Origin of the sequence: Nocardia cyriacigeorgica (assembly GCF_005863245.1) — a bacterium.
Lineage (GTDB): Bacteria > Actinomycetota > Actinomycetes > Mycobacteriales > Mycobacteriaceae > Nocardia > Nocardia cyriacigeorgica_C.
On record NZ_VBUT01000013.1, the window covers coordinates 166,461 to 189,796 of the forward strand.

At 69.2% G+C, this 23,336-nt stretch carries 25 protein-coding genes; 10 read left to right on the forward strand and 15 right to left on the reverse strand.

Annotated elements, in window-relative coordinates:
• Positions 1-37 precede the first annotated feature (37 nt).
• From FEK34_RS27545 to FEK34_RS30250, 3 genes are read left to right on the forward strand one after another with little or no spacing between them, the layout of a single operon-like run.
• On the forward strand, positions 38-364 hold the full coding sequence (locus tag FEK34_RS27545; RefSeq protein ID WP_138452568.1) for a plasmid stabilization protein: 327 nt from the start codon (positions 38-40) through the stop codon (positions 362-364).
• A 9-nt stretch (positions 365-373) separates the two neighbouring features.
• Positions 374-1,015, forward strand: coding sequence for a UdgX family uracil-DNA binding protein (locus tag FEK34_RS27550; RefSeq protein WP_138452570.1), 642 nt, complete (start codon positions 374-376; stop codon positions 1,013-1,015).
• A gap of 52 nt (positions 1,016-1,067) precedes the next feature.
• Positions 1,068-1,265: a hypothetical protein gene (locus tag FEK34_RS30250; RefSeq protein WP_171048431.1), complete on the forward strand. Its 198-nt coding sequence runs from the start codon at positions 1,068-1,070 to the stop codon at positions 1,263-1,265.
• 13 nt (positions 1,266-1,278) lie between these two features.
• Here FEK34_RS30250 and FEK34_RS27560 read toward each other — a convergent pair whose 3' ends face one another.
• The 6 genes from FEK34_RS27560 to mbp1 form a co-directional block, all read right to left on the reverse strand.
• Positions 1,279-2,091 carry an RNA polymerase sigma factor SigF gene (locus tag FEK34_RS27560; protein ID WP_138452572.1) on the reverse strand — a complete coding sequence of 271 codons (813 nt, stop codon included), beginning with the start codon at positions 2,089-2,091 and terminating at the stop codon, positions 1,279-1,281.
• The gene (locus FEK34_RS27565) at positions 2,081-2,515 is read right to left on the reverse strand and encodes an ATP-binding protein (RefSeq protein ID WP_138452573.1); all 435 of its coding nucleotides are present in this window, start codon (positions 2,513-2,515) and stop codon (positions 2,081-2,083) included. Before FEK34_RS27565 ends, FEK34_RS27560 begins: the two co-directional genes overlap by 11 nt.
• A gap of 79 nt (positions 2,516-2,594) precedes the next feature.
• Entirely contained in the window at positions 2,595-3,287 is a 693-nt protein-coding gene (locus FEK34_RS27570) for a PAS and ANTAR domain-containing protein (protein ID WP_432760994.1), read from the reverse strand.
• A 93-nt stretch (positions 3,288-3,380) separates the two neighbouring features.
• The gene (locus FEK34_RS27575; protein ID WP_138452577.1) at positions 3,381-3,791 is read right to left on the reverse strand and encodes an STAS domain-containing protein; all 411 of its coding nucleotides are present in this window, start codon (positions 3,789-3,791) and stop codon (positions 3,381-3,383) included.
• A 203-nt stretch (positions 3,792-3,994) separates the two neighbouring features.
• On the reverse strand, positions 3,995-6,127 hold the full coding sequence (locus FEK34_RS27580; RefSeq protein WP_432760995.1) for a catalase: 2,133 nt from the start codon (positions 6,125-6,127) through the stop codon (positions 3,995-3,997).
• Positions 6,128-6,293: 166 nt separating this feature from the next.
• The gene (mbp1, locus tag FEK34_RS27585) at positions 6,294-6,536 is read right to left on the reverse strand and encodes a microaggregate-binding protein 1 (protein WP_138452579.1); all 243 of its coding nucleotides are present in this window, start codon (positions 6,534-6,536) and stop codon (positions 6,294-6,296) included.
• A gap of 198 nt (positions 6,537-6,734) precedes the next feature.
• Here mbp1 and FEK34_RS27590 point away from each other — a divergent pair, with 198 nt between their 5' ends.
• Both FEK34_RS27590 and FEK34_RS27595 read left to right on the forward strand, forming a co-directional pair.
• The gene (locus FEK34_RS27590; RefSeq protein ID WP_138452581.1) at positions 6,735-6,965 is read left to right on the forward strand and encodes a hypothetical protein; all 231 of its coding nucleotides are present in this window, start codon (positions 6,735-6,737) and stop codon (positions 6,963-6,965) included.
• Positions 6,966-6,970: 5 nt separating this feature from the next.
• Complete coding sequence (locus FEK34_RS27595) at positions 6,971-7,204, forward strand: hypothetical protein (RefSeq protein WP_138452583.1); 234 nt, start codon at positions 6,971-6,973, stop codon at positions 7,202-7,204.
• 13 nt (positions 7,205-7,217) lie between these two features.
• Here FEK34_RS27595 and FEK34_RS27600 read toward each other — a convergent pair whose 3' ends face one another.
• A complete protein-coding gene (locus FEK34_RS27600; RefSeq protein ID WP_138452585.1) occupies positions 7,218-8,684 on the reverse strand; it encodes an aminotransferase class I/II-fold pyridoxal phosphate-dependent enzyme in 1,467 nt (488 codons plus the stop codon).
• Positions 8,685-8,756: 72 nt separating this feature from the next.
• On the opposite strand from FEK34_RS27600, the gene FEK34_RS27605 reads away from it, so the two are divergent.
• Positions 8,757-9,866, forward strand: coding sequence for a glutamate--cysteine ligase 2 (locus FEK34_RS27605; RefSeq protein ID WP_138452587.1), 1,110 nt, complete (start codon positions 8,757-8,759; stop codon positions 9,864-9,866).
• Positions 9,867-9,881: 15 nt separating this feature from the next.
• Here FEK34_RS27605 and ptsP read toward each other — a convergent pair whose 3' ends face one another.
• Positions 9,882-11,567, reverse strand: a complete 1,686-nt coding sequence (ptsP, locus tag FEK34_RS27610) for a phosphoenolpyruvate--protein phosphotransferase (RefSeq protein WP_138452589.1) — start codon at positions 11,565-11,567, stop codon at positions 9,882-9,884.
• A gap of 143 nt (positions 11,568-11,710) precedes the next feature.
• Between ptsP and FEK34_RS27615 the strand changes: the two genes are divergently transcribed.
• The 4 genes from FEK34_RS27615 (at position 11,711) to FEK34_RS27630 (ending at position 16,155) form a co-directional block, all read left to right on the forward strand.
• Entirely contained in the window at positions 11,711-12,478 is a 768-nt protein-coding gene (locus tag FEK34_RS27615) for a DeoR/GlpR family DNA-binding transcription regulator (RefSeq protein ID WP_138452591.1), read from the forward strand.
• Between the two features lie 70 nt (positions 12,479-12,548).
• On the forward strand, positions 12,549-13,499 hold the full coding sequence (locus FEK34_RS27620; protein ID WP_138452648.1) for a 1-phosphofructokinase family hexose kinase: 951 nt from the start codon (positions 12,549-12,551) through the stop codon (positions 13,497-13,499).
• A gap of 13 nt (positions 13,500-13,512) precedes the next feature.
• Positions 13,513-15,828 carry a fructose-specific PTS transporter subunit EIIC gene (locus FEK34_RS27625; protein WP_138452593.1) on the forward strand — a complete coding sequence of 772 codons (2,316 nt, stop codon included), beginning with the start codon at positions 13,513-13,515 and terminating at the stop codon, positions 15,826-15,828.
• A 69-nt stretch (positions 15,829-15,897) separates the two neighbouring features.
• On the forward strand, positions 15,898-16,155 hold the full coding sequence (locus FEK34_RS27630) for an HPr family phosphocarrier protein (protein ID WP_138452595.1): 258 nt from the start codon (positions 15,898-15,900) through the stop codon (positions 16,153-16,155).
• Positions 16,156-16,207: 52 nt separating this feature from the next.
• Here FEK34_RS27630 and der read toward each other — a convergent pair whose 3' ends face one another.
• From der to xerD, 7 genes are all read right to left on the reverse strand, one after another.
• Entirely contained in the window at positions 16,208-17,620 is a 1,413-nt protein-coding gene (gene der / locus FEK34_RS27635) for a ribosome biogenesis GTPase Der (RefSeq protein WP_138452597.1), read from the reverse strand.
• Positions 17,617-18,294, reverse strand: coding sequence for a (d)CMP kinase (gene cmk / locus FEK34_RS27640; RefSeq protein ID WP_138452650.1), 678 nt, complete (start codon positions 18,292-18,294; stop codon positions 17,617-17,619). The genes der and cmk overlap by 4 nt, the downstream gene beginning before the upstream one ends.
• A gap of 65 nt (positions 18,295-18,359) precedes the next feature.
• Complete coding sequence (locus FEK34_RS27645) at positions 18,360-19,475, reverse strand: pseudouridine synthase (RefSeq protein WP_138452599.1); 1,116 nt, start codon at positions 19,473-19,475, stop codon at positions 18,360-18,362.
• Between the two features lie 9 nt (positions 19,476-19,484).
• Positions 19,485-20,141 (reverse strand): SMC-Scp complex subunit ScpB, encoded by a 657-nt coding sequence (scpB, locus tag FEK34_RS27650; RefSeq protein WP_138452601.1) that lies wholly within the window; start codon positions 20,139-20,141, stop codon positions 19,485-19,487.
• Positions 20,138-21,076 (reverse strand): segregation and condensation protein A, encoded by a 939-nt coding sequence (locus FEK34_RS27655; RefSeq protein WP_432760996.1) that lies wholly within the window; start codon positions 21,074-21,076, stop codon positions 20,138-20,140. Before FEK34_RS27655 ends, scpB begins: the two co-directional genes overlap by 4 nt.
• Positions 21,073-22,023 (reverse strand): ParA family protein, encoded by a 951-nt coding sequence (locus FEK34_RS27660; protein ID WP_432760997.1) that lies wholly within the window; start codon positions 22,021-22,023, stop codon positions 21,073-21,075. The genes FEK34_RS27655 and FEK34_RS27660 overlap by 4 nt, the downstream gene beginning before the upstream one ends.
• 376 nt (positions 22,024-22,399) lie before the next feature.
• Complete coding sequence (gene xerD, locus FEK34_RS27665; RefSeq protein WP_138452604.1) at positions 22,400-23,329, reverse strand: site-specific tyrosine recombinase XerD; 930 nt, start codon at positions 23,327-23,329, stop codon at positions 22,400-22,402.
• Between the last annotated feature and the right edge of the window lie 7 nt (positions 23,330-23,336).

Consider the following 23,336-nt stretch of genomic DNA (forward strand, 5'->3'; position numbering starts at 1 on the left):
CGAGGCGGGTACCCGTCCCGCAGACAGGAGGTGTGTCATGCCGAAGGAATGGACCGACAAACAGGAACGGCAGTACGAGCACATCAAGGATTCGGCCAAGGATCGCGGTGCGGGCACCAAGCGCGCCAAGGAGATCGCGGCCCGCACGGTCAACAAGAACCGCGCCCAGTCCGGCCAGTCCAAGACCGCGAGCCGCTCGTCCACCCACGACGTGTCGCCGCAGCATCGCGGCGGTAAGCGCTCGCACAGCGGCTCGAAGGGCCCGACCCGCGACCAGCTGTACAACGAGGCCCGGCAGCGCAATATCAAGGGCCGTTCGAAGATGTCCAAGGCACAGTTGGCCAAGGCCCTCGGCCGGTCGTAGGGGCGCGTGGTGAGCACCACCGCGCGGCACACCGCGCGGAAGCCGCCCGGCGCCGCCGAATTCGTGCCGCCCGACGCGGATCTCGAGCAGTTGCGCGAGGCCGCGGTGGGCTGCCGAGGCTGCGAGCTGTACCGCGACGCCACCCAGACCGTCTTCGGTGAGGGTCCTGCGGGTGCGCGGGTGGTGATGGTCGGCGAACAGCCCGGTGATCAGGAGGACCGCGCGGGGCATCCCTTCGTCGGCCCGGCGGGCCGGCTGCTCGATCGCGCCCTGGTCGAGGCCGGTTTCGACCGCGACGAGGTGTATGTGACCAACGCGGTCAAGCATTTCAAGTTCGTCGAACGCGGTAAGCGCCGCATCCACAAACAACCCAGCCGCACCGAAGTGGTGGCCTGTTCGGCGTGGTTGAGCGCCGAACTGGACCTGGTGGCACCGGATCTGGTGGTCTGCCTGGGCTCGGTGGCCGCCAAGGCGGTGCTCGGTCCCTCGACCACGGTCGGGGAATTGCGCGGCGTCGTCATCGATGGTCCCGGCTATCAGGTCACGGCGACGGTGCATCCGTCGGCGGTGCTGCGTTCCACCGACCGCAAGGCCGCCTACGCCGAATTCGTGGGCGATCTGGCCCGCATCCACGACGTCGCACTGCACTGATCATCCGAACCGAGAACCATCCCGGCAGATCCGCGAGACGAAGGAGCCGGCCGTGCGAACCGACCAGCTGACCCACCCGAATCCCCCGCGTGAACCCGATCCGGTGCCGCCTGCCCCGCCACCGCATCCGATCCCCGAGCCCGAGCCGGTGCCGCCCGCGCCGCGGCCGGGCGATCCGCCGACGCCGCCGATCCCGCCGCCACCGGACCCGGGACCGTCACCGGATCCGATCCCGCCGACACCGGTGTGAACCGGCGAAAACCTCAGTCCCGCAAGGCTTGTTCGCGCACCCAGTCCAAGGTGCGCGACAGGATGCGGGAGACGTGCATCTGGGAGACGCCGAGCTGTTCGGCGATCTGATTCTGGGTCATCGATTCGAAGAAGCGCATGCGCAGCACCTGCTGCTCCCGTTCGGGCAGCTCGGCGATATAAGGCTGCACCGCGAGGTAATCCTCGACGTACTGGTAGGACGGCTCCTCCACGCCGAGCGATTCGGTGAGCGGCAGCGGCGCGTTATCGGCATCCTCGCCACCGGTCACCGTGTCGATCGAGGAGCTCTGGTAGGCATTACCCGCGATCAAGGCCTGCGTCACCTCGACGAGATCGACGCCGAGTTCCTCGGCGAGCTCTCTGGCGCGCGGCATCCGGCCCAACCGTTGCGACAGCTTGTCGGTGGCGGGCCCGATACTGAGCTGAATCTCCTTGACCCGCCGGGGAACCCGCACCGACCAGGTGTTGTCGCGGAAGTACCGGCGCACTTCGCCCATGATCGTCGGGACCGCGAAGGACAGGAACGACGATCCGCGGGTGGGGTCGAACCGGTCGATCGCATGCAGCAGACCCACCCGGGCGACCTGCAACAGGTCTTCGAACAGTTCCCCGCGCCCGGCGAACTTGCGCGCGATGTGCTCGGCCAGCGGCAGGCAGCGGTCGACCACCTCCTCGCGGGTCTGCGCGTGGCGCGGATCGTCGCCGGGGATCGCGGCGAGTTTCTCCAGCAGCGGCTCGATGTGGTCGTAGCTGTCCTCGCCGGTATGGCGGCGGGCCTGCCTTGGCCGCTGCCGCTCAGCCGCCATCGGAGCCCCCGCGCACCCACGTGAACCGCGCTGTGGTGGGGTATCCGCCTGTGGTCTCGTCGAAGGGACGTTGTTCGGTGCTGATCGACTCGGTCAAGGTGCGCACGATATGCCAGCCGAAGCTGTGCTTCTCGCCCACCGATTCGGTGGCGGCCACCGACGCCACCGCCACGGTCATCCGGTTGTCGCCGTAGCTGAAATCGCAGGTGAGCTCCGAGCCGGGGACGGCGTCCAGGATCAGCGAGGTCGCGACCTCGTCGAGCGCGAGCCGGATATCGGTCACCTCGTCGAGGGCGAAGTCCGCGATCAAGGACACGGTCTCGGTCAGGGCGCGCAGCATCAGCAGCTGATCGAGATCCGCGGGCACGCGCACACCCACCGTCGTCGTGGGGTCCGCGGTTATGCGGGAAACATGCTCTGTCATGCGCACCACCTTGTCCGCCCTGATCGGGTGTCATTTGCTCGCTTACCCGGCTTGATCGGCGCGAAACGCGTGCTGCGGGCTAGCCGGGGATGCGCTGATGCACGGTGAGCAGCAGATGATCGAACTCCGAGCGCAGCCGCGGCGGCGCATTGCGCAGCGTGGGCAGTTCGGCGATCAATTGCGCCGCCAGCGATCGCACCTTGACGTTGGTCTCCTGCGAACGCCAGGTCAGGACCCGGAAAGCCTGGTCGGCATTGATGCCGTACACCAGCATCAGCACCCCCTTGGCCTGTTCGATGACCGCGCGCGCGGACAGCAGTTCCGGCAGCGCGTCGTCCAGGGTCTCCTTGCGCTGTTCCTCGAGGGTTTCGGTGACGTCGATGTAGTAGCCGGCCGTGCCGATGACGCCGCCGTCGTCGTCGGTCATGGTGTCGGCGACGACGATCACGTGATGGGTGCGGCCCTCGGCATCGATGATGCGGTGCTTGCTACAGAACGGTTCACCGTCGGTGAGCGCGTGGTCGAGCAGGTCGGCCACATAGTCGCGGTCGTCGGGATGTTTGTGGTCGAGCAGCAGCTCGGTCGTCGGGGTCACGGTGCCCGGCTGGTAGCCGTGCATGCGGGCGACCTCGTCGGACCATTCCCAGCGCTGCTCGTCGAACCAGAACCGGAAACCGCCGGCGTCCTCGACGCAGCTCGCCTCGGCGAGGTGTTCGAAGGCCTCGGTGTCATCGGTGTCGATTCCGCCGGCGGCCGATCCATTGTCCGTCACCGTTCGATTATCGACCGTCGAGCCGGCATATGCCATGCATTCGGCGGACGAGGCCGCCACCGCCGGCTCGCGGTGGTGTGGGGATCGCACAGGTCAGCCGCCGAGCGCTGCCTGCATGGTGGGGTAATGACGGAACAGGGGGCGGACTCCGGTCACCTCGAGCACCCGCTCGACTTCCTTGCGACCGCACACCAGGCGCAGGTCCAGCCCGCGCGCGGCGGCGTCGGCCTTCGCGGACACCAGCAGCGCGGCCGATCGGATACTCATGAAGCCCGCGGCCCGTAGATCGAGCACGACGATGGACCGATCGGTGTGCATGCACCGGCACAGCAGGTCGTAGAAATCGTCGAAGAGTGCGGCATCGAGTTCGCCTTCCACCCGCGCGACCGCGCAGCCGCGGCGAACGCTGTCCTGCTGGGTCAACCGCCGGATATCGCGACCGTGCTGTGGCCTTGCCAGCCGGTGTAGTTGTTCGGCGTGTTGATGTTCGGTCACCAACGACATCGAATCCTCCTGTTGGACAGGGGCTTCCGATTCGTCTCCGTGCCCGCACAAGCTGTGCGACGGAGCGAGGGGCCGAAATGGCGAACTCGACGGCGATGAGACAACCACCGCTACCGAACTACGTCATTCAGGCCATAAACCGGGGTCGGCTGGGGTCTCAACCTGGCCCCATTTTGGCACGCGAATCTGCCCCTGTCACCCGATCAGGCGGGAACTCGATCCGTGACGCGCTGCCAGATCCGATGCCCGGCCAGCGCCTCGGCGAAGGCGGCGACGAACCCGTCCGGGATGCTCGCACCCTCGGCCGCGGAAACCACCACACCGTCCACGGCGAAGTCGGTCTCCCCCGGATTCAGCTCACCGGGCAGGCCCGCGGCCTGCAATACCCGCGCGCCCGCGCCGACCGCACCGACCGGTTTCGCGTGCTTGAACGCCTCCAGCACGAAGTGCACCGCGGGCCCGGATTCAGCCAGCGTGCCCGCGGAGTCACCGCCACCGGCGACGATGACGCCGTCGTAGAGCACCGAGGCCATCGTCGCGAGGGCGCGATCCACCACGACCGGATCGCCGGAGCCGTCGGCCCGCAAACGGCCACCGTGCGGTGCCAGCACCTCGGCCGTCGCGCCACGTTCGGCCAGCGCGGACCGGACGGTGTCGATCCCGGTGGAGTCGGCGCCGTCGGCGGCCAGGATCGCGATCTTGCGGGTGGCGATGGTGTCGGGTGCGAGGTTCAGCTGCGACAGCGCGGGTGAGACCGGCACGTCCTCGACGCGTTCGCCGTCGGGTGTCGGCAGCCCGAGTTCCACCGCGACCCGGCTCGCCAGGCCCGGATCGATGCGGACCAGGTGGTCGAGCACCCTGGAGCGGATCTCCACCCGCCGGACCTTGCCGAGCTCGAAGCCGAAGGCCGCCACGATGTGCTCGGCCTCCGGTGGCGACATACTGCGCCAGAACATCCGCGGCTGCCGGTAGTACTCCTTGAAGCTCTCCGCCCGGATCCGCTGGGTGTGTCCGTCGACCCGGCGGGTGTAGTGCCGGAAGACGTCGGCATCGGCCAGCGCCGGGCAGCCGCCGCCGATGGTGTTCTTGGTGTAGAACGCCTCGCCGCGCGGCACCGCGTGCTGGCCGTAGCCATCCTGCTGGTGGTTGCGCACATCGGCCAGCGGGCGGTTGACCGGCAATTGCGCGAAGTTCGGGCCGCCGAGCCGGATCAGCTGAGTGTCCAGGTACGAGAAGTTGCGCATCTGCAACAGCGGGTCATTGGTGAAATCGATGCCTGGCACCAGATTGGCGGTGTGGAAGGCGACCTGCTCGGTTTCGGCGAAGAAGTTGTCGGGGTTGCGGTTGAGCACCATCTCCCCCACCGGCCGCACCGGGACCTGCTCCTCTGGGATGATCTTGGTCGAATCGAGCAGATCGAAGTCGAAATCGAACTCCTCGTCCTCGGGCACCAACTGCACACCCAGTTCCCAGCTGGGGAAATCGCCCGCCTCGATGGCGTCCCACAGGTCGCGCCGGTTGAAGTCGGGGTCGCGGCCGGCGACCTGCTGGCATTCGTCCCACAGCAGCGAATGCACACCGAGGCGCGGCTTCCAATGGAACTTCACGAACGTGCCCTTGCCGTCCGCGTTCACGAACCGGAAGGTATGCACGCCGAAGCCCTGCATCATCCGGTAGCTGCGCGGCAGCGCCCGATCCGACATCAACCACATGATCGCGTGCAGCGTCTCGGGTTGTTCGGCGACGAAATCCCACAGCGTGTCGTGTGCGGACTGCGCCTGCGGAATCTCGTTGTGCGGCTCGGGTTTCACCGCGTGCACGAAGTCGGGGAACTTGATGCCGTCCTGGATGAAGAACACCGGGAAGTTGTTGCCGACCAGGTCGTAGTTGCCTTGCTCGGTATAGAACTTGGTGGCGAAACCACGCACGTCGCGCACTGTGTCGGCCGAGCCACGCGATCCGGCGACGGTGGAGAACCGCACGAACACCGGCGTGCGCACCTGAGGTTCGGTGAGGAATTTCGCCACCGTGTAGTCGGCGAGCCAGCTGTCGTAGGGCCGGAAGAAGCCGTAGGCGCCGGCGCCGCGGGCGTGCACCACCCGTTCGGGGATGCGTTCGTGATCGAAATGGGTGACCTTTTCCCTGGCGTGGAAATCGTCGAGCAGGGTGGGGCCACGCTCACCGGCCGACAGCGCGTCGTCGGTGTGGTCCACGCGCACGCCCTGCTGGGTGGTCAGGTAGCCGCGGTCACGGTCCTGCCTGACGGGCTGCAACTGTTCGCTCTTGGCGTCCGGGACCGGTGAGGTCTCGGTCGGCTGTTCGGTGCGTTCGTTCACGATCGTCCTCCTGGCTGGCCGGCCAAACCCTGTCGACGGGCGGCTTCCCCCGAGAACGCGCACTAAACCGGCGCACGCCATCCGGGAATCGGCATACACGCCAGCGGTTGCCGGGCACAGTGCCACGGCAACCGCTGTTCGTTACCACCGTTTCGGGACGGGTGGCTTATTCGCCTTGATGCGACCGCTGCCGCGCCTCGTCGAGATCGGCTTCACGACGCTGCTTTTCGGCTTCGGCCTCCTTCTTGGCGGCCTCGCGCTGAGAATCTGCCTTGTCCTGCTGCGCACGGCCCTCATCGCGCAGCTCGTCGTTTCCGAGTACCGCCCCGGCGGTCTCCTTGACCTTGCCCTTGACGCCTTCTACGACACCTTCGACGCCCTCGCGGGGACCGCTGTTGGACTCCGGCACGATAGTCACCTCCGTTGTTCGGTTCCTGCTGGACAGTCGCCGCATACCCGGTAACGGCGGACTCAATCCGGGCGTGGCCGCCACCACGGGGCGGTGTTTGTTCCGCCGGACGCCGGGTAGCGCCTCGATGACGGCGAAATCCGCCGTCGACGGTCATTCACCGACGACGATCAGTACCGCCCAGGAGGTGCGGACACCATGGCCATCGAACAGGAAACCGGACATGTCACCGGAACCAAGGACAAGGACTACAACCTCATCTGGTTCGCCGAGGCGTCGATGAGCAACGCGCTGCGGATGGAGGTCTACAGCCAGGACGCCGAACGCGCGGGCGACACCGAGCTGGCCGAATTCTTCCGCCGCGCCCAGGGCGAGAGCCGCAAGGGCGCCGAGCAGGCCAAGGCGCTGCTCGCCAAGCGTTTGAGTTGATCACCATGGCGATCTGCGATACCTGCGGCAACGACTACGACAAGAGTTTCACCGTCAGTCGCGACGGGCAGTCGTGGACGTTCGACAGTTTCGAATGCGCCGCGAGCAAGCTGGCCCCCGCCTGCGCGCATTGCGGGTGCCGGGTCCTCGGGCACGGCGTCGAGGCCGCCCAGCAGATCTACTGCTGTGCGCACTGCGCCCGCCGGGCCGGCCACGACGCGCTCGTCGATCACGCGTAGTACCGGTGGCCGATCAACGTCGCGCGACGACGCGGAGGGTGTTCAACGACTGGTCGGCGGCATCGGGGACGTTCATCCCGGCCGCCACCCCGGAACGCAGATAGTCCACCACCGCGTCGTCGATCAGCTCGCCCGGTACCACCACCGGAATGCCCGGCGGGTACGGGGTGAGCTGCTCGGCGGCGATCCGGCCGGACGCCTCGGCGGCGGGCACCGATTCGAGCGGGCCGAAGAACGCATCGCGCGGCAACATGACCGTGTCGAGCTGGATCTCCGACGGTGACGGCAACCGGATCGGCGGCGGCGCGTCGGCGGGATCGACCTGCTCGCGCCAGGCCCGAACACCGTCCACCAGCGCGTCGATGCTGGTGTCGTCATCGGCCATGGACAGTGTCGCCAGGATTCTGCGGTGGTCGCTGAGACCGAGATCGAGCAGGCGATGCTCGCGCAACCAGTCCGCGGCCTGATACCCCGTGGCGCCGGTGCCTTCGATATCCACCAGCACCTGCAATCGGTCCAGATCGTGTGAGGCCTGATGGCCGAGCAGCACATCCTCGAGCACCTCGATACCGGGGATCCGATCCAGTTCCCGGCGCGCGCGGTCGGCGACTCGCAGTGCGGCGCCGAGCAATTCGCGCCCCTCCTGCACCATTTGCCTGCGCCAGCCGTCGAGCGCCGAATAGATCAGCACATTGGGGCTGGTGGTCATCAGCAAGTCCGCGCACGCACTCAGCAGCGAGCGGTCGATGAGGTCGCCCTGGACATGGAAGACCGAGCCCTGCTCGAAGCCCATGCCCATCTTGTGCACGCTCACCACGCAGACGTCGGCGCCCACATCCATCGCCCAGGTGGGCAGGTCGGGATGGAACGGCAGATGCGCGCCCCACGCCTCGTCCACGATCAGCGGCTTGCCGCGTTCATGACACACCTCGACGATGCCGGCCAGATCCGCGCAGGTGCCGTACGGGCTCGGGCTGACGACGAGCGCGCCCGCCGCGTCGGGATAGCGTTCCCAGGCCTCGCGCACCTGCTGCGGCGACGGCGGATGCGACATATGCCGTTCGGCGTCCCAGCGCGGCGTGATCCAGCGTGGTTGCACCCCGGAGAACACCAGCCCGGCCACGATCGACTTGTGGCTGTCCCTGGCGACCAGCAGCCCGCCGTCCTTGCCGCCGGCCACCGCCATCATCGCCGCCTTCACCGACAGCGAACTGCCGCAGGTGGAGAAGAAGGTGGTCTCGGCGCCGACCGCGTCGGCCATCAGCGCCTCGGCATCGGCCAGGTAGCCCCCGCGCATGAGCCGATCGTCGAGACCGGGCCCGGCGAGCACGTCGGAGCGGAAGGCATCGATGCCGATGATCTCGGCGACCCGCTTGTCGATGCCGCGGCCCTGCCGATGACCGGGAGGTGTGTACCCGTATCTGCCCGCGCGCCGGTACTCGGCCAGCGCATCGAGCAAAGGTGCTCGTGCATGGTCCATGCTGGTGGTCCTACCCGATCGGACCGGAAATATGTCGCCGCGGGCCGCGAGGGAGGCGAGTAGCCTACGAGAATGGACGCGGCCTCATCGACAGTCGGCGTTGAAGAGGAATTTCTCCTGGCGGATCCGGACAGCGGCGCACCGGCGGCGAAAAACGTCGAGGTGGCCCAGTCCGCGAAGGACATCGGAATCGATCTGCAACTGGAATTGACCCGCTGCCAAGTGGAGACGTGCACCGGTGTGCACACCGATACCGGCGAATTGCTCGCCGAATTACGGACGCTGCGCGGCGGGGTGGCCACCTGTGCCCGCGAACACGACACCCGGCTGCTCGCGGTCGCGATTCCGCCGACCGTCCCCGAGGAATTCCCGGTCACCGACACCCCGCGCTACCAGCGGATCGCCCAGAATTTCGGGATGCTCGCCCATGAACAAGGCCTGTGCGGCTGCCATATCCACGTCGGGATACCGGATCGGGAGACCGCCATCCAGGTCAGTAATTTCCTGCGGCCGTCGCTGCCGATTTTCCTGGCGCTCACCGCCAATTCCTCGATCTATCGCGGCTCCGACACCGGCTATGCCAGTTGGCGCAGCGTGCTGTGGCGGCGCTGGCCCAGCGCGGGGCCGCCGCCGTATTTCGCCGACGCCGACGCCTACGACGCGATGGTGGACATGATGCTGTCCAGCGGCAGCATTCTGGACAAGAAAATGGTCTATTGGGATATCCGGCCCTCGATTACCTTCCCCACCATCGAGATCCGGGTCAGCGATGTGCCGGCGACGGTGACCGAGACGGCCATGCTCGCCACCCTGGTCCGGGCCGCGGTGATGACCGCGCGCGCCGATATCGATCGCGGCCGGCGCGCGCCGATGGTGTCGGCGGAAGTGCTGCGGACCGCCTACTGGAAGGCCGCCCGCTCCGGCCTCGACGGCGACGGCGTCGACCCACTCACCTGCCGGGTGGCGCCCATGCGGACGTTGCTCGGCGAGCTACTCGACCGGATCGACCCGGCACTGACGGCGCTCGACGCCGGCGACTTCGTTCGCGAGACCATCGCCGTGGTTATCGAGCGCGGCAATGGGGCACACCGCCAACGGGAGTCCTTCCGGGCGCGGGGCGAGGTCGATGATGTCCTCGCTGTTCTGCGGGACGCCACGCTCGAAGGGTGCGTGTCGGCGTAGCTCGATGGCAATGCGTCAGTGCAGGATTCGCCGGGCACGCTCGCGCGCGTCCGCGGGGTCGGTGGCCTCGAGCACCGCGGCGGCCGCCGCCTCGCACTCGGCCAGCGTGACCGCCGACAGCTGCGCACCGACACCCGCGACGGCGGGCGCGGCCGCCGACAGCGAGGTCACACCGAGACCGGCCAGCACGCACGCAAGCAGTGGATCGGCGGCGGCTTCGCCACACACTCCCACGGGTTTGCCCGCCCGCCTGCCCGCGGCGGCGGTCCGGGCCACCAACGCCAGGACGGCCGGTTGCCACGGATCGGTCAGCGCCGCCAGATCCGGCGACATCCGGTCGGCCGCCATGGTGTACTGCGCGAGATCGTTGGTGCCGATAGACACGAAATCGACCTCGGCCAGAATCGCCTCGGCCAGCAGCGCCGCGGCGGGCACCTCGATCATCACCCCCGCGATCAATCCCCGCTCGCGCACCTTGCTCGCGAACGCGCGCGCTTCACCGACGGTGGCGATCATCGGTGCCATCACCAGGGGCGGCGCGGCGCGACCGGCGGCCGCGGCGGCGATGGCGTCGAGTTGACGGTCCAGGATGCCGCTGTCGCGGGCGGCGATGCGGATACCGCGCACACCGAGCGCCGGATTGGCTTCCTCGGGGTGCTCGGCGAACCGCAGCGGCTTGTCCGAACCCGCGTCCAGGGTCCGGATCACCACTTTCGCATTCGGATAGGCGTCGAGCACCTCGCGGTAGATTCCGGCCTGCTCCTGCACCGATGGTTCGGAATCGCGGTCCAGGAAACATAATTCAGTACGGAACAAGCCGATGCCCGCGGCAGGTGTCTCGGTCGCCGCCCGTGCGCCCGCACCGTCTTGGACGTTGGCCAGGATGTCGACGCGATGTCCGTCGCTGGTGGCGCCGGGACCGGTCCAGCGCGCGATCCTGGTCGCGGTCGCGCGGTAGTCGGCGACGGCGGCCAGCGCGAGCGCCGGATCCGGATCGACGGTGACGGTGCCCGCCGCGCCGTCGATCAGCAGCTCGCTGCCGGCCTGCACCTCGTCCAGGCCGGCCACCGCGACCACACACGGAATACCGAGCTGACGGGCGATGATCGCGGTGTGGCTGGTCGCGCCGCCGAGCGAAGTGGCAAGCCCGACGATGCGGGTGGGGTCGAGGCCGGCGGTGTCGGCGGGCGCAAGGTCGCGGGCGATCAGGATCGAAGGGCGGTCCGGTACGGGGACGCCGGGTTCGGGCAGCCCGAGCAGTTCGGCGATCACCCGGTCGCAGACGTCGCGTAGATCGGTGACCCGTTCGGCCATCAACCCACCGAGCTTGGTGAACATCGCGGCGAACTGTTCGGTGGCGGCGGCCGCCGCGGCGGGCGCGGCGACGCCGGTGGCGATCAGCTTCTCGGCCGCGCCGAGCCAGCCGCGGTCGGTGGCCATGGCGGCATTCGCCGCGAGCACCTCGGCCGCTGCCCCGCTCGCCGCCCCCGACCGGGCCCGCAGCCGCTGCGCCACCGTCTCCGCGGCCGAGTGCAGGGCGGTGGCCTCCGATGCCCGATCGGACTCCGCAACCGTGTCCGATCGGGCATCGACTGCTACCCGCGGATTGGGACGAATCGCGGGCGCGGCCGCCACGCCCGGTACCGCCGGCGTTCCGCGCAGAACCGATTCAACGGCTTCTACCTGCTGCGATCGGGTCATTAGCGGTCTCCTTCGCACCGAAATCGGACTGTGGTGTTCATATCACCGATGGAGTGGATGTGATCCAGACTACTCCAAACCATTGACAAAGCAACACACTCAGACGTAAAACAACATAATCCAACATTCTCAGGAGGATCGGGATGTACGCAGAGGAGCGCCAGCAGGCCATCGCCACCCTGGTGGGGCAGCGTGGTCGCGTATCGGTGACCGATCTGTCCGAGCAGTACGGCGTCACCAGCGAGACCGTGCGCCGCGACCTCGCGGTGCTGGACCGGATGGGCCTGGTGCGCCGGGTGCACGGCGGCGCCGTCCCTGCCGCCGCCCTCACCGCGATCGAACTGGGCACCTCCGAACGCGAAACCGCGCACACCGCCGAAAAGGAACGCATCGCCAAGGCCGCCGTGGAATTCCTGCCACCTACCGGCGGCAGCGTGCTCTTCGACGCGGGCACCACCACAGCACGAGTCGCGGCGCTGCTGCCCGCCGACCGTGAACTGGTCGGTGTGACGAACTCCCTGCCGGTGGCGACCCGGCTCAGCGGTCACGCCGGTGTGCAGTTGCATCTGCTCGGCGGGCGGGTGCGTGGGGTCACCCAGGCCGCCGTCGGCGCCGAGACGTTGCGCGTGCTGGCGGGTTTGCGGGTCGACATCGCGTTCATCGGCACCAACGCGCTCACTCCCGCGCATGGTCTGTCCACCCCGGACGTGGACGAGGCGGCGGTGAAGCGGGCCATGGTCGCCAGCGCTCATCGCGTGGTGGTCGTCGCCGATTCCTCCAAGATCGGCCGCGAGGATTTCGTGCGGTTCGCCGGCATCGACGAGATCGATGTGCTGGTCACCGATTCCGGTATTCCGGCCTCGGTGCGCAACGAACTCGACGGCAACGGCATCGAGGTGGTGGCGGCATGAGCGGTCAGCGCCCGGAGGCGGCAGCGTGCGTAACCACGGAGGGCGCCCGATCATGCCCAGAGGTGACAGCATGATCGTCACGCTGACCGCGAATCCGAGTATCGATCGCACCGTCACCCTGGCCGAGCCGCTGCTGCGCGGGGCGGTGCACCGGGCCAGTGGCGTCGCCACCCATCCGGGCGGTAAGGGCGTCAACGTCTCCCGGGTTGTCGCCGCCGCCGGAGTTCCCACCGTCGCGGTGTTGCCCGGTAACGCCGACGATCCACTGCTGCGCGCCCTCACCGAGGCCGGGATCGAACATCGCAGCGTGCCGACCGCAGGCTCGGCGCGCATCAATCTTACCGTCGCCGAAGCCGACGGCACCACCACCAAGATCAACGAGCCCGGCCACCCACTCAGCGGCGCCGCGCTGGCGGCGCTGGCCGATCTGCTGGGTGAGCTTGCGGCACAAGCGGACTGGGTGGTGCTGTCGGGCTCCCTCCCGCCGGCCGTGCCCGACGACTGGTACGTCGAATTGATCGAACGCCTGCCCGGCACGCGCATCGCCGTCGATACCTCCGATGCGCCACTGCGCGCGCTCGCGGGCCGAACCGATTCGGCCACACCGGAATTGATCAAACCCAACGCCGAAGAGCTCGCCCAACTCACCGGCGGCCCGGCCGAGGCCCTGGACAACCCGCTCGCCGCCGCTCGCGCCGCCGCCGCGCTCGTCGACCGTGGCATCGGCGCGGTCCTGGCGACGCTCGGCGCGGCGGGCGCGGTCCTGGTCACCGGCGAGGGGGCCTGGCATGCCGCAGCGCCTGCCATCCGCCCACGCAGCACGGTCGGTGCGGGCGATTCGGCCCTCGCCGGCTACCTGCTCGCCGACCTGGCCGGCGCCACCCCCGCCGACCGGCTACGTCATGCCGTCGCCTACGGCAGCGCGGCTGCGGCCCTGCCCGGTACCGGCCTGCCCGGCCCGCACCACACCGACCCCGGCGCCATCTCGGTGACGTCGCTGGACCTCCTCCCCCATTCCTGAAGGGCACACCGCGATGGCCGACTCGATCATCATCCCCGCAACGATCACGCTCGACGCCGATCTCGGCGCCTCGAAACAGGCCGTGATCGCCGCCCTCGCGCAGCGACTCACCGACGCCGGTCGCGCCGAGGACGCCTCCGCCCTCACCGCCGCCGCCCTGGCCAGGGAGGAGCAGTCCGCCACCGGCCTGCCGAACGGCCTGGCCATCCCGCACTGCCGCGCGGCCACGGTCACCGCCGCGTCCCTCGGCTTCGCCCGCCTGGCCCCGAAGGTCGACTTCGGCGCCCCCGACGGTCCGGCCGATCTGGTGTTCCTGATCGCCGCTCCCGAGGGCGCGGGCGCCGAGCATATGAAACTGCTGTCGAGCCTGGCGCGGGCCTTGGTCAAGCCGGAGTTCGTCGGCAGTCTGCGGGCCGCCGAGTCACCGGAAGCGATTGTCGCGCTGGTTGATTCGGTCATCGCGCCCGCCGCCACCTCCCCCGTGACGGCGGGATCGCCCGCACCGGCAGGCTCGACCGGCAGCCCGGCCACCTCCTCCGGTTCTGCCACGTCGGCGGGCTCACCCGCATCCGCTCCGGCATCCACGGCCGGGGATGCGGCAGCACTGCCGGGATCGACCGTGCCGCCCTCGGCCGGTAGTCCCGCCTCGGCACCGGCGACGACGTCGGCTGCGGCCGGTGTCAAGGGACCGGCGGCAGCGTCGAGCACGCCCACAGATGCCGGACCTGCCGGAGCCGCTTCGGTCGCACCCACCGCCGCGTCGGCTGCTGCCGAGTCCGTCAGCAGCCCGCAGCCCTCCGCGCGTCCGTCGACATCAGCTCCCGGCGAACAGAGTCCGGCCGAACAGAGTGACCAGCCTTCCACCCGCTCCATCGTTGCCGTCACCGCCTGCCCCACCGGCATCGCGCACACCTACATGGCCGCCGACGCGCTCGTCGCCGCCGGTGAGCGGGCGGGTGTGCGGGTCCAGGTCGAAACCCAGGGTTCCAGCGGCACCACAGCGCTCTCGGCCGCGACCATCGCCGCCGCCGACGCCGTCATCCTGGCCACCGATGTCGGGGTGAAGGGCCGGGAACGTTTCGCCGGCAAGCCGGTGATCGAATCGGGCGTGAAGCGAGCCATCAACGAGCCCGACGCGATGATCGCCGACGCGCTGCGCATAGCCCGCGATCCCGCCGCCGCCCCGGCGACAACAACCGCTGAGCCCGAACCCGAGCCCGCGTCACTGGGCTGGGGCACCAGGTTGCGGCAGATCCTGCTCACCGGCGTCAGCTACATGATTCCGTTCGTCGCCGCGGGCGGTTTGCTGATCGCGCTCGGCTTCCTGGTGGGCGGCTACGAGATCGCCGACAACGCGTCCTCGATCGTGCTGGACAACTCGCTCACCTCGCTACCGCCGGGCGGGCTGGCCACCTATCTGGGCGCGGTGCTGTATCAGCTGGGCTCGCTCGCGTTCGGTTTCCTGGTGCCCGCGCTGGCCGGCTATATCGCCTTCGCCATCGCCGACCGGCCCGGTCTGGCACCGGGTTTCACCGCCGGCGCGGTGGCGGTATTCGTCGGGGCCGGGTTCCTCGGCGGCCTGGTCGGTGGCCTGATCGCCGGGTTCGCGGCATTGTGGGTGAGCCGGATTCCGGTGCCGCAGTGGGCGCGCGGGTTGATGCCGGTGGTGATGATCCCGCTGTTCGCCTCGCTCATCGTCGGTCTGCTCATGCTCACCGTGCTCGGCAAACCGCTGGCGGTGGTCACCGAGAGCCTGACCGATTGGCTCAACGGGCTGTCGGGCACGTCGGCGGTCGCGCTCGGGATCATCCTCGGCCTGATGATGTGCTTCGACCTGGGCGGCCCGGTCAACAAGGCCGCGTACTCGTTCGCCGCGGCGGGCCTGTCGGTGAACGATCCGGCGACGCTGAAGATCATGGCCGCGGTCATGGCGGCGGGCATGGTGCCGCCGCTGGCCATGGCGCTGGCCTCGACCGTGCTGCGGCCGGGCCTGTTCACTCCCGCCGAACGCGAGAACGGCAAGGCGGCCTGGCTGCTGGGCGCCTCGTTCATCTCCGAAGGCGCCATCCCGTTCGCCGCCGCCGACCCGCTGCGGGTGATCCCGTCGATGATGGCGGGCGGCGCGGTCACCGGGGCGCTGGTGATGGCGACCGGGGTGACGTTGAGCGCACCGCACGGCGGGATCTTCGTCTTCTTCGCCGTCGGTCAGATCGCCTGGTATCTGGTCGCCATCGCGGCAGGCACCGTCACCGCCGCTGTCTGCGTCACCGCCGCCAAGTCGTTCGGCCGCGCCCGGACGAGCACCGATACGGCGCTCGTTGCCGCCTGAGCACTCGAAAGCCGCACCGCGCCCCCGTCCACGCTGCACACTCGTATCCACCCACACCAAGGAGTAGAAATGCCGAGCACCACCGTCACCGTCGGTTCCTCGATCGGCCTGCACGCCCGTCCCGCCGCGCTGATCGCCGAGGCGGTCGCCGCCTCCGGCGTCCCGGTCACCCTCGCCCTGCCCGGCGGTGAGCCGGTGGACGCCGGCTCGTCGCTGATGATCATGACCCTCGGCGCCACCTTCGGCACCGACGTCGTGGTCACCAGCGACGATCAGCCCACGCTGGACAAGATCGCCGGTATGGTCGCCAGCGACCTCGACGCCTGAAGCGACCGCCCGCGCAATGGCACGGCCCGTCCGATGAGGGACGGGCCGAGCACTACTTCCGTGGCCGCTTCTCGCGCACCCGCACCGAGATCCGCACCGGCGAACCGTCGAATCCGAATTCCTCGCGCAGCCTGCGCTCAAGGAACCGGCGGTAGCCGGCCTCCAGGAAGCCGGTGGTGAACAGCACGAACGTCGGCGGACGGGTGGTGGCCTGGGTGGCGAACAGGATGCGCGGCAGCCGCCCGCCGCGCATCGGCGGCGGCGTCGCGGCGACGACTTCCTTGAGCCAGTTGTTCAACCGGCCCGTGGGAATCCGCTTGTCCCACGATTCCAGCGCGGTCTCCATAGCGGGAACCAGCTTCTGCACGGCCCGGCCGGTGTGGGCGGAGATATTGACCCGCTGCGCCCACGGCACCCGCACCAGCTCGCGGTCGATTTCCTTCTCCAACTGCAAGCGCCGGTCCTCGTCGACCAGATCCCACTTGTTGAACGCCAGCACCAGCGCGCGCCCGGAATCGGCGACCAGGCTGATCACCCGCAAATCCTGTTCGGTGATCGGCTGGGAGGCATCGATCAGCATGATCGCGACCTCCGAGGCCTCCAGCGCCGACTTGGTGCGCAGCGAGGCGTAGAACTCGGTGCCGCTGGCGGTGGACACCTTGCGGCGCAGGCCCGCGGTATCGACGAACTTCCAGATCTTGCCGCCCAATTCGACCAGCGTGTCGACCGGGTCGACCGTCGTTCCGGCGACATCGTGCACCACCGAACGCTCGTCGCCGGCCAGCTTGTTCAGCAGACTCGACTTGCCGACATTCGGCTTCCCGACCAGCGCCACCCGGCGCGGACCGGTCCCGCCGGTGCCCTCACGCGGGGTTTCCGGAAGCACCTCGAGCACGTCATCGAGCAGGTCGCCGGTGCCGCGGCCGTGCGCGGCCGACACCATGCGCGGCTCACCGAGACCCAGCGACCACAGCGTGGCGGCATCGGCCTCCACACGCTGATCGTCGACCTTGTTCGCGACCAGGATGACCGGCGTCTTGGACCGGCGCAGCACCCGCACCGCGGCCTCGTCGGTCGCGGTCGCGCCGACAGTGGCATCGACGACGAGCAGGATCGCATCAGCGGTGTTCATCGCCAGCTCGGCCTGCCGCGCCACCGACTGCTGCAAGCCCTTGGCGTCGGGTTCCCAGCCGCCGGTGTCCTGCACCAGGAATCGGCGCCCGGCCCAGTTCGCCTCGTAGGAGACGCGGTCGCGCGTCACACCGGGAACGTCTTCCACCACGGCCTCACGGCGGCCGAGGATCCGGTTGACCAGCGTCGACTTGCCGACGTTCGGCCGCCCGACGACGGCGAGGGTCGGCATCGCGATATGCTCGCCCGCCTCCAGCTCACCGTCGAGATCGGTGATCTCCCAGTCGGATTCGTCGCTCCACACGCCGTCGCCGGCGAGCACGTCCTCGGTCATTTGGCCTCTCCCGTCGTGCGCACCGAAACCTGCTGCGCGACAACGCGGTACAGCTCGTCGATGACCTCGTCCATGCTCAGTTCGCTGGTGTCGACCAGCACCGCGTCCGCGGCCGGACGCAGCGGGGACACCTTGCGAGTGGAGTCGAGGGTGTCGCGGCGCTGCACGTCGGCCAGCACCGCGGCGTAGTCGTCACCCCGGCCCTCGGCGATGTTCTGCTGATTGCGCCGCTGGGCCCGCGCTTCGGCGGAGGCGGTCAGATAGATCTTGGCGTCGGCGTCGGTCAGCACGACGGTGCCGATATCGCGGCCCTCGACCACGATCCGCCCCGCCGACACCGCGATCTCGCGCTGCAAGGCGACCAGCGCCTCGCGCACCTCGGGCACCGCCGACACGGCCGAGACCGCCTTGGTGACCGCGTCGCCGCGGATCTCGGCGGACACGTCGACGCCGTCGAGCTGGATCAGCTCACGGCTGGGATCGGTGCCGATGGTCAGCGGCAGATCCGCCACCGCGGCCGCGATGGCGGCCGGATCGGTCAGGTCGACGCCCGCGCGCAGCACCCGCAGCGTCGCCACCCGGTACATGGCGCCGGTGTCGAGGTAGCGGGCGCCCAGACGTGCGGCGAGCCGGCGCGACACGCTGGACTTACCGGTCCCCGACGGCCCGTCCATCGCCACCACCAGCGACGAGGACCCCGACAGCTGTTCGGGCACCTCGACCGCGCTGTCCACACTGTTCACAACGACACCGCCTCGTAGAGTTTGCCGATTTCATCGCGACCCAGCACCCGCAGGGTGCCCGGACGTTGATCGCCCAGCGCCACCGGGCCGATATCGGTGCGCACCAGCCGCGTCACCGGATGGCCGACCGCATCGAGCAGCCGGCGCACGATGTGCTTGCGCCCTTCGTGCAACACGATCTTGACCAGCGAACGTCCCTCGGCGATATCGAGCACCTGGAAGCGGTCGACCTTGGCGGGCCCGTCCTCCAGTTCGACGCCGTCGCGCAACTGCTTGCCGACCGCGCGGTGCACCTCGCCGTTGACGGTCGCCAGATAGGTCTTCGACACCTCGAACGAGGGATGCATCAGCCGGTGCGCCAAATCGCCGTCATTGGTGAGCAGCAGCAGGCCCTCGGTGTCGGCGTCCAGACGCCCGACATGGAACAACCGCTGCCCGGCCGCGATGCGCTCGGCGACGATATCGCCGACGCAGGGACGGCCCAGATCATCCGACATCGTCGACTGCCAGCCCTTGGGCTTGTTGAGCGCCAGGTGCACCAGCTCCTCGCGCACCACCACGCGGGTGCCGTCCACCCGGATCACGGCGTGCTGCGGGTCGATGCGCAGGCCCTGTTCGCGCACGATCATGCCGTCGACCTCGACGCGGCCCTGCGCGATCATGTCCTCGGCGGCGCGCCGGGAGGCGACACCGGCCTTGGCCAGCACCTTCTGCAAACGCTCGCCCTCACCCCACGGCAGTTTGGTGTGGGTGCCCGCGACCGGCTCCACATGCTGGCGCTTGGCGGGCTTGGCATTGCTCAGCTGCGGCGTCGACGCGGTCTGGCGCTGCGGCTTGGCCGACTTGCTCTTACGCGGCGGCTGCGCGCGATCGGGCCTGCGGGCCGCGCCCTGAGCGCCACGCTGCGACGGGGTCGCGGGGCCGCCACGCTGGGCGCCTGCCGATCCCGCGCCGCCGCGGCGGGGTTCCGCCCCGGTCGCGGCACCACGCGGGGTGACCCCGCGCTGGGCCGCACGCGCGTCCCGGGAGCCGACGGCGCGGCCACCCCTCGGGTGCTGGTCGTTACGTTTCCTACGGTCCGGTGTGCCATCTCGGCGAGCGGGTGTATTCACGTTGTCCTGTCAATCCTCGGCGCCGAGGTCCAGATCGTCCTCGGCGGGTTTCTTCAGCCTGGTGTAGCGGGGGTCCGTCTCCAGGCTCTCGTTGATCTCATCGATCAGGTCGACGCCCGGTAGCAGGGGCGCCAGTGGTGGCAGATCGCTCAGTGACGCCAGCCCGACCCGTTCCAGGAACAGTTCGGTCGTGCGGTAGAGCGTCCCGTTGGTCTCCGGGTCGACGCCTGCTTCGGCGATCAACCCTCTGGCCAGCAGGGTGCGCATGACGCCGTCGACGTTCACGCCGCGCACCGCGCTGACCCTGGTCCGGGTCACCGGCTGGCGGTATGCCACCACCGCCAGCGTTTCCAAGGCGGCCCTGGTCAGTTTCGACCGGGCGCCGTCGAGCAGCAACCGCTCGACATACGGCGCGTACTCGCTGCGAGTATAGAAGCGCCACCCGTCACCGGCGAAACGCAGATCGATCCCGGAGCGCCGCGCCGACAGTTGCGCCGACATCTCGCGCAGGGTGCGCTCGACCCGCTCCGGACTGTCGTCGAGGGCCGCTGCCAGCTGTTCTACCGGGGCGGGAGTGTCGACGATGAGCAGAATCGCCTCGAGCGCCGAGCGGAATTCGTCGTCGTCGAGGGGTTCGGGGGTGAACTCTGCCACTGCCTCGGTCATCCGTAGTCCTCTTCGATGGTCACCACGTTATCGGGTTGCCCGTCCTCGGGCTGGTCGCCGATCCAGCTCACCGCCAGCGGACCCAGCGGATCGGGCTGATCGAACTCGATGCTCTTGCCGCGATAGAGCTCGAGCAGGGCGAGGAATCGCGCCACGATCTCGATCGGCGCGCCGCAGTCGGCGACCAGTTCGGCGAAGGTCGTCCACCCGCCCGCACCGCGCTCTTTGAGGCGTTCGAGCACGATCGCGGCCTGTTCGGCGACCGAGACGGTGTGCGCGTGCAGATGGTCGAGGCCGACGGTCGGCACCGGCCGCGGCCGGAACGCCGCCGCCGCGATCTCGGCGAACCCGGCCGCGTCGACCCCGAGGGTCACCTCGGGCAGCAGGTCAGTGAAGCGGTCCTCGAGTCCGACCGCGCGCGGGTATCGGCGCAGCGCCGCCGCCTCCAGTTCACCGAGCAGTTCGGCGACCTGTTTGAACGCCCGGTATTGCAGCAGCCGGGCGAACAGCAGATCGCGGGCCTCGAGCAGTTCCAGATCCTCGGCGTCGGTCATCTCCCCCGACGGCAGCAGCCGCGCCGCCTTCAGATCGAGCAGGGTGGCGGCGACGACGAGGAATTCGGTGGTCTGGTCGAGGATCTTGTCCGCGCGCAGACCCGACTGCTCGGCCAGGTCCGCGGTCAATGCCTTGGTGTAGGCGATGAACTCGTCGGTCACCTTGTGCAGCGCCACCTCGGTGACGTCGAGGCGGCGCTGGCTGATCAGCGTCAGTAGCAGATCGAAGGGGCCCTCGAAATTGCTCAGCCGCAGATGGAACCCGGACGGGCGCTCGGGCTCGGTTGTCGCGGTGGAGCCGGACTCGGCGCCCGTGGTCGAATCGGTGGAGCCTGGATTATCGGTGCTGGTCGACAGTGCTGGCTCGGACGCTCCGGTCACCGGCCGGACCGGTGGATGACTTCCCGCGCCATCGCCCGATACGCCTCGGCCCCACCGGATTTCGGGGCCCACGTGGTGATCGGCTCGCCCGCGACGCTGGCGTCGGGGAAGCGCACTGTGCGCGAGATCGCGGTGTCGTACACCAGATCTCCGAACACCTCGACCACGCGCGACATGACCTGCCGCGAATGCAGCAGCCGCGCATCGAACATGGTGACGACGATGCCGTAGAGGCTCAGCCGCGGGTTGAGCCGGTCGCGCACCTTCTCCACGGTGTCGTTGAGCAGGGCGAGCCCGCGCAGCGAGAAGTACTCGCATTCCATCGGGATGATCACACCGTCGGAGCAGGCCAGCGCGTTCACCGTGAGCAGGCCCAGCGAGGGCTGGCAGTCGATGAGGATGTAGTCGTAGCGCGAGCGCACCGATTCCAGGGCCCGCCCGAGGGTCTGCTCCCGGCCGACCTCGTTGACCAGCTGGATCTCCGCCGCCGACAAGTCGATATTGCTCGGCAGCAGATCCATGTTCTCGACCCTGGTCCGCATCAGCACGTCATCGATGGAGACCTTCGAGCCGACCAGCAGGTTGTGCACGGTGAGGTCGAGGTCGTGGTGGGCCACGCCGAGTCCGGCCGAAAGCGCGCCCTGCGGATCGAGATCGACCAGCAGCACCTTGCGCCCGTATTCGGCCAGCGCCGCACCGAGATTGATGGTGGAGGTGGTCTTGCCGACCCCGCCCTTCTGATTGCACATGGCGATGATCAGGGCGTCACCGCCGGGTGCCACGGCGGGCGGTTCGGGAACCAGACGCAACGGACGCCCGGTGGGGCCGAGCTCGACATCGTCGGGCACCGGCGCCGCCTCCACGGTGTTGCCCCACACCGAGGGGGTTCCGGTGTCGGCGTCGAGTCCCGCGCCGGCGTCCGTAAGCGGCTCCGTCCCAGCACCCATCGGCGGCTCTGCCGCTCCGGCTGTCGTCACGATCCGCTGCTCCTTATACGTTCCTGCCCGTTCCCCGCCGAGCGTAGCGAGGCCGATCAGTGCACGACCTCACTTTCGGATGGTCCAGCTCTCGGTAGACGCTACCGCTAGTTCGTCCCCGAGTGCCGCGAGTCCGACCGGCGTGTTCGCGACGCCACGCCGCGTCACGGATAACAAAACGCTACCTGTTCGTTGTCGTTGCCATTGCGGAGCACTGTCGAACCGGTGTCGGACGGGCCGTCGATGCGGTCAGCCGCGTGCCTGCAGGCGACGACATCGCCGGACCATGGGCCGCCGGCGCACCCCTCGGATCGGCCGTCGGGGTCTCACCGGTGAGCGCCGCCGCTCATGTCGCGCGCGGGTGGGCCGTGGCCCAGACCTCGCGCAAGGTCTTGACGGTGACCAGCGTGTAGATCTGGGTGGTGGTGACCGAGGCGTGGCCCAGCAGTTCCTGCACCACCCGCACGTCGGCGCCGCCATCGAGTAGATGGGTGGCGAACGAGTGCCGCAGTGTGTGCGGGGAGACGCTGGCGCCGATCCCGGAGCGTTCGGCCGCACTCTGCAACACCTGCCACGCGCTCTGCCGCGACAGCCGCCCGCCGCGCGCGTTCAGGAACAACGCACCGGCGTTGCCGCGGCCCCGCGCAGCGAGCACCGGGCGCCCACGCACCAGATAGGCGTCGACCGCCGACAGCGCCGGACGGCCGATCGGCACGATCCGCTGTTTACCGCCCTTGCCGCGCAGCACCACCGCACGCTCGGGCATATCGAGATCGTCGACGTCGAGGCCGACCATCTCCGAGATCCGGGCGCCGGTGGAATACAGCAGCTCCAGCAGCGCCCGGTCCCGCAAACCGCGTGCGACGCCGTCACCGCTGGTGCCGCAGTCGCCGCCCGCGGCCTCCAGCAGCTTCAGCACCTCGTCGTAGGGCAGCGCTTTGGGCAGCCTGCGTCCCGGTGCCGGCGGTTTCACCGCATGCGCCACATCGGTGCTCGTCATGCCCTCGGCGGTGGCGAACCGGTGCAGCCCGCGCACCGCGATCAGCGCGCGCGCCACCGAACCGGCCGCCAGCGGCGGATGCCCGGCCCCGCCGGAGCGCAGCGCCATGGCGAACGCGGCGACATCGCTTTCGGCGACGGCGGCGAGTTCGGTGATGCCGCGCCCGGCCAGGAACGCCCGATACCGCTCCAGGTCGCGCCGATAGGCGGCGAGGGTGTTGCGTGCGGCGCCCCGCTCGACTGCCAGATGGTCGAGGTAGGCGTCCACCTCACGCACCGTCGTG

Excerpts from the sequence above, each read along its gene's own strand:
- cmk (WP_138452650.1), bottom strand. The coding sequence starts at position 18,294 with ATGGACGGGCCGTCGGGGACCGGTAAGTCCAGCGTGTCGCGCCGGCTC.
- FEK34_RS27565 (WP_138452573.1), bottom strand. The coding sequence starts at position 2,515 with ATGACAGAGCATGTTTCCCGCATAACCGCGGACCCCACGACGACGGTG.
- FEK34_RS27575 (WP_138452577.1), bottom strand. The coding sequence starts at position 3,791 with ATGTCGTTGGTGACCGAACATCAACACGCCGAACAACTACACCGGCTG.
- FEK34_RS27615 (WP_138452591.1), top strand. The coding sequence starts at position 11,711 with ATGTACGCAGAGGAGCGCCAGCAGGCCATCGCCACCCTGGTGGGGCAG.
- FEK34_RS27590 (WP_138452581.1), top strand. The coding sequence starts at position 6,735 with ATGGCCATCGAACAGGAAACCGGACATGTCACCGGAACCAAGGACAAG.
- scpB (WP_138452601.1), bottom strand. The coding sequence starts at position 20,141 with ATGACCGAGGCAGTGGCAGAGTTCACCCCCGAACCCCTCGACGACGAC.
- FEK34_RS27600 (WP_138452585.1), bottom strand. The coding sequence starts at position 8,684 with ATGGACCATGCACGAGCACCTTTGCTCGATGCGCTGGCCGAGTACCGG.
- FEK34_RS27630 (WP_138452595.1), top strand. The coding sequence starts at position 15,898 with ATGCCGAGCACCACCGTCACCGTCGGTTCCTCGATCGGCCTGCACGCC.
- der (WP_138452597.1), bottom strand. The coding sequence starts at position 17,620 with ATGACCGAGGACGTGCTCGCCGGCGACGGCGTGTGGAGCGACGAATCC.
- FEK34_RS27595 (WP_138452583.1), top strand. The coding sequence starts at position 6,971 with ATGGCGATCTGCGATACCTGCGGCAACGACTACGACAAGAGTTTCACC.
- ptsP (WP_138452589.1), bottom strand. The coding sequence starts at position 11,567 with ATGACCCGATCGCAGCAGGTAGAAGCCGTTGAATCGGTTCTGCGCGGA.
- FEK34_RS27660 (WP_432760997.1), bottom strand. The coding sequence starts at position 22,023 with ATGGGTGCTGGGACGGAGCCGCTTACGGACGCCGGCGCGGGACTCGAC.
- FEK34_RS27605 (WP_138452587.1), top strand. The coding sequence starts at position 8,757 with ATGGACGCGGCCTCATCGACAGTCGGCGTTGAAGAGGAATTTCTCCTG.
- FEK34_RS27620 (WP_138452648.1), top strand. The coding sequence starts at position 12,549 with ATGATCGTCACGCTGACCGCGAATCCGAGTATCGATCGCACCGTCACC.
- FEK34_RS27545 (WP_138452568.1), top strand. The coding sequence starts at position 38 with ATGCCGAAGGAATGGACCGACAAACAGGAACGGCAGTACGAGCACATC.
- FEK34_RS27625 (WP_138452593.1), top strand. The coding sequence starts at position 13,513 with ATGGCCGACTCGATCATCATCCCCGCAACGATCACGCTCGACGCCGAT.
- FEK34_RS27560 (WP_138452572.1), bottom strand. The coding sequence starts at position 2,091 with ATGGCGGCTGAGCGGCAGCGGCCAAGGCAGGCCCGCCGCCATACCGGC.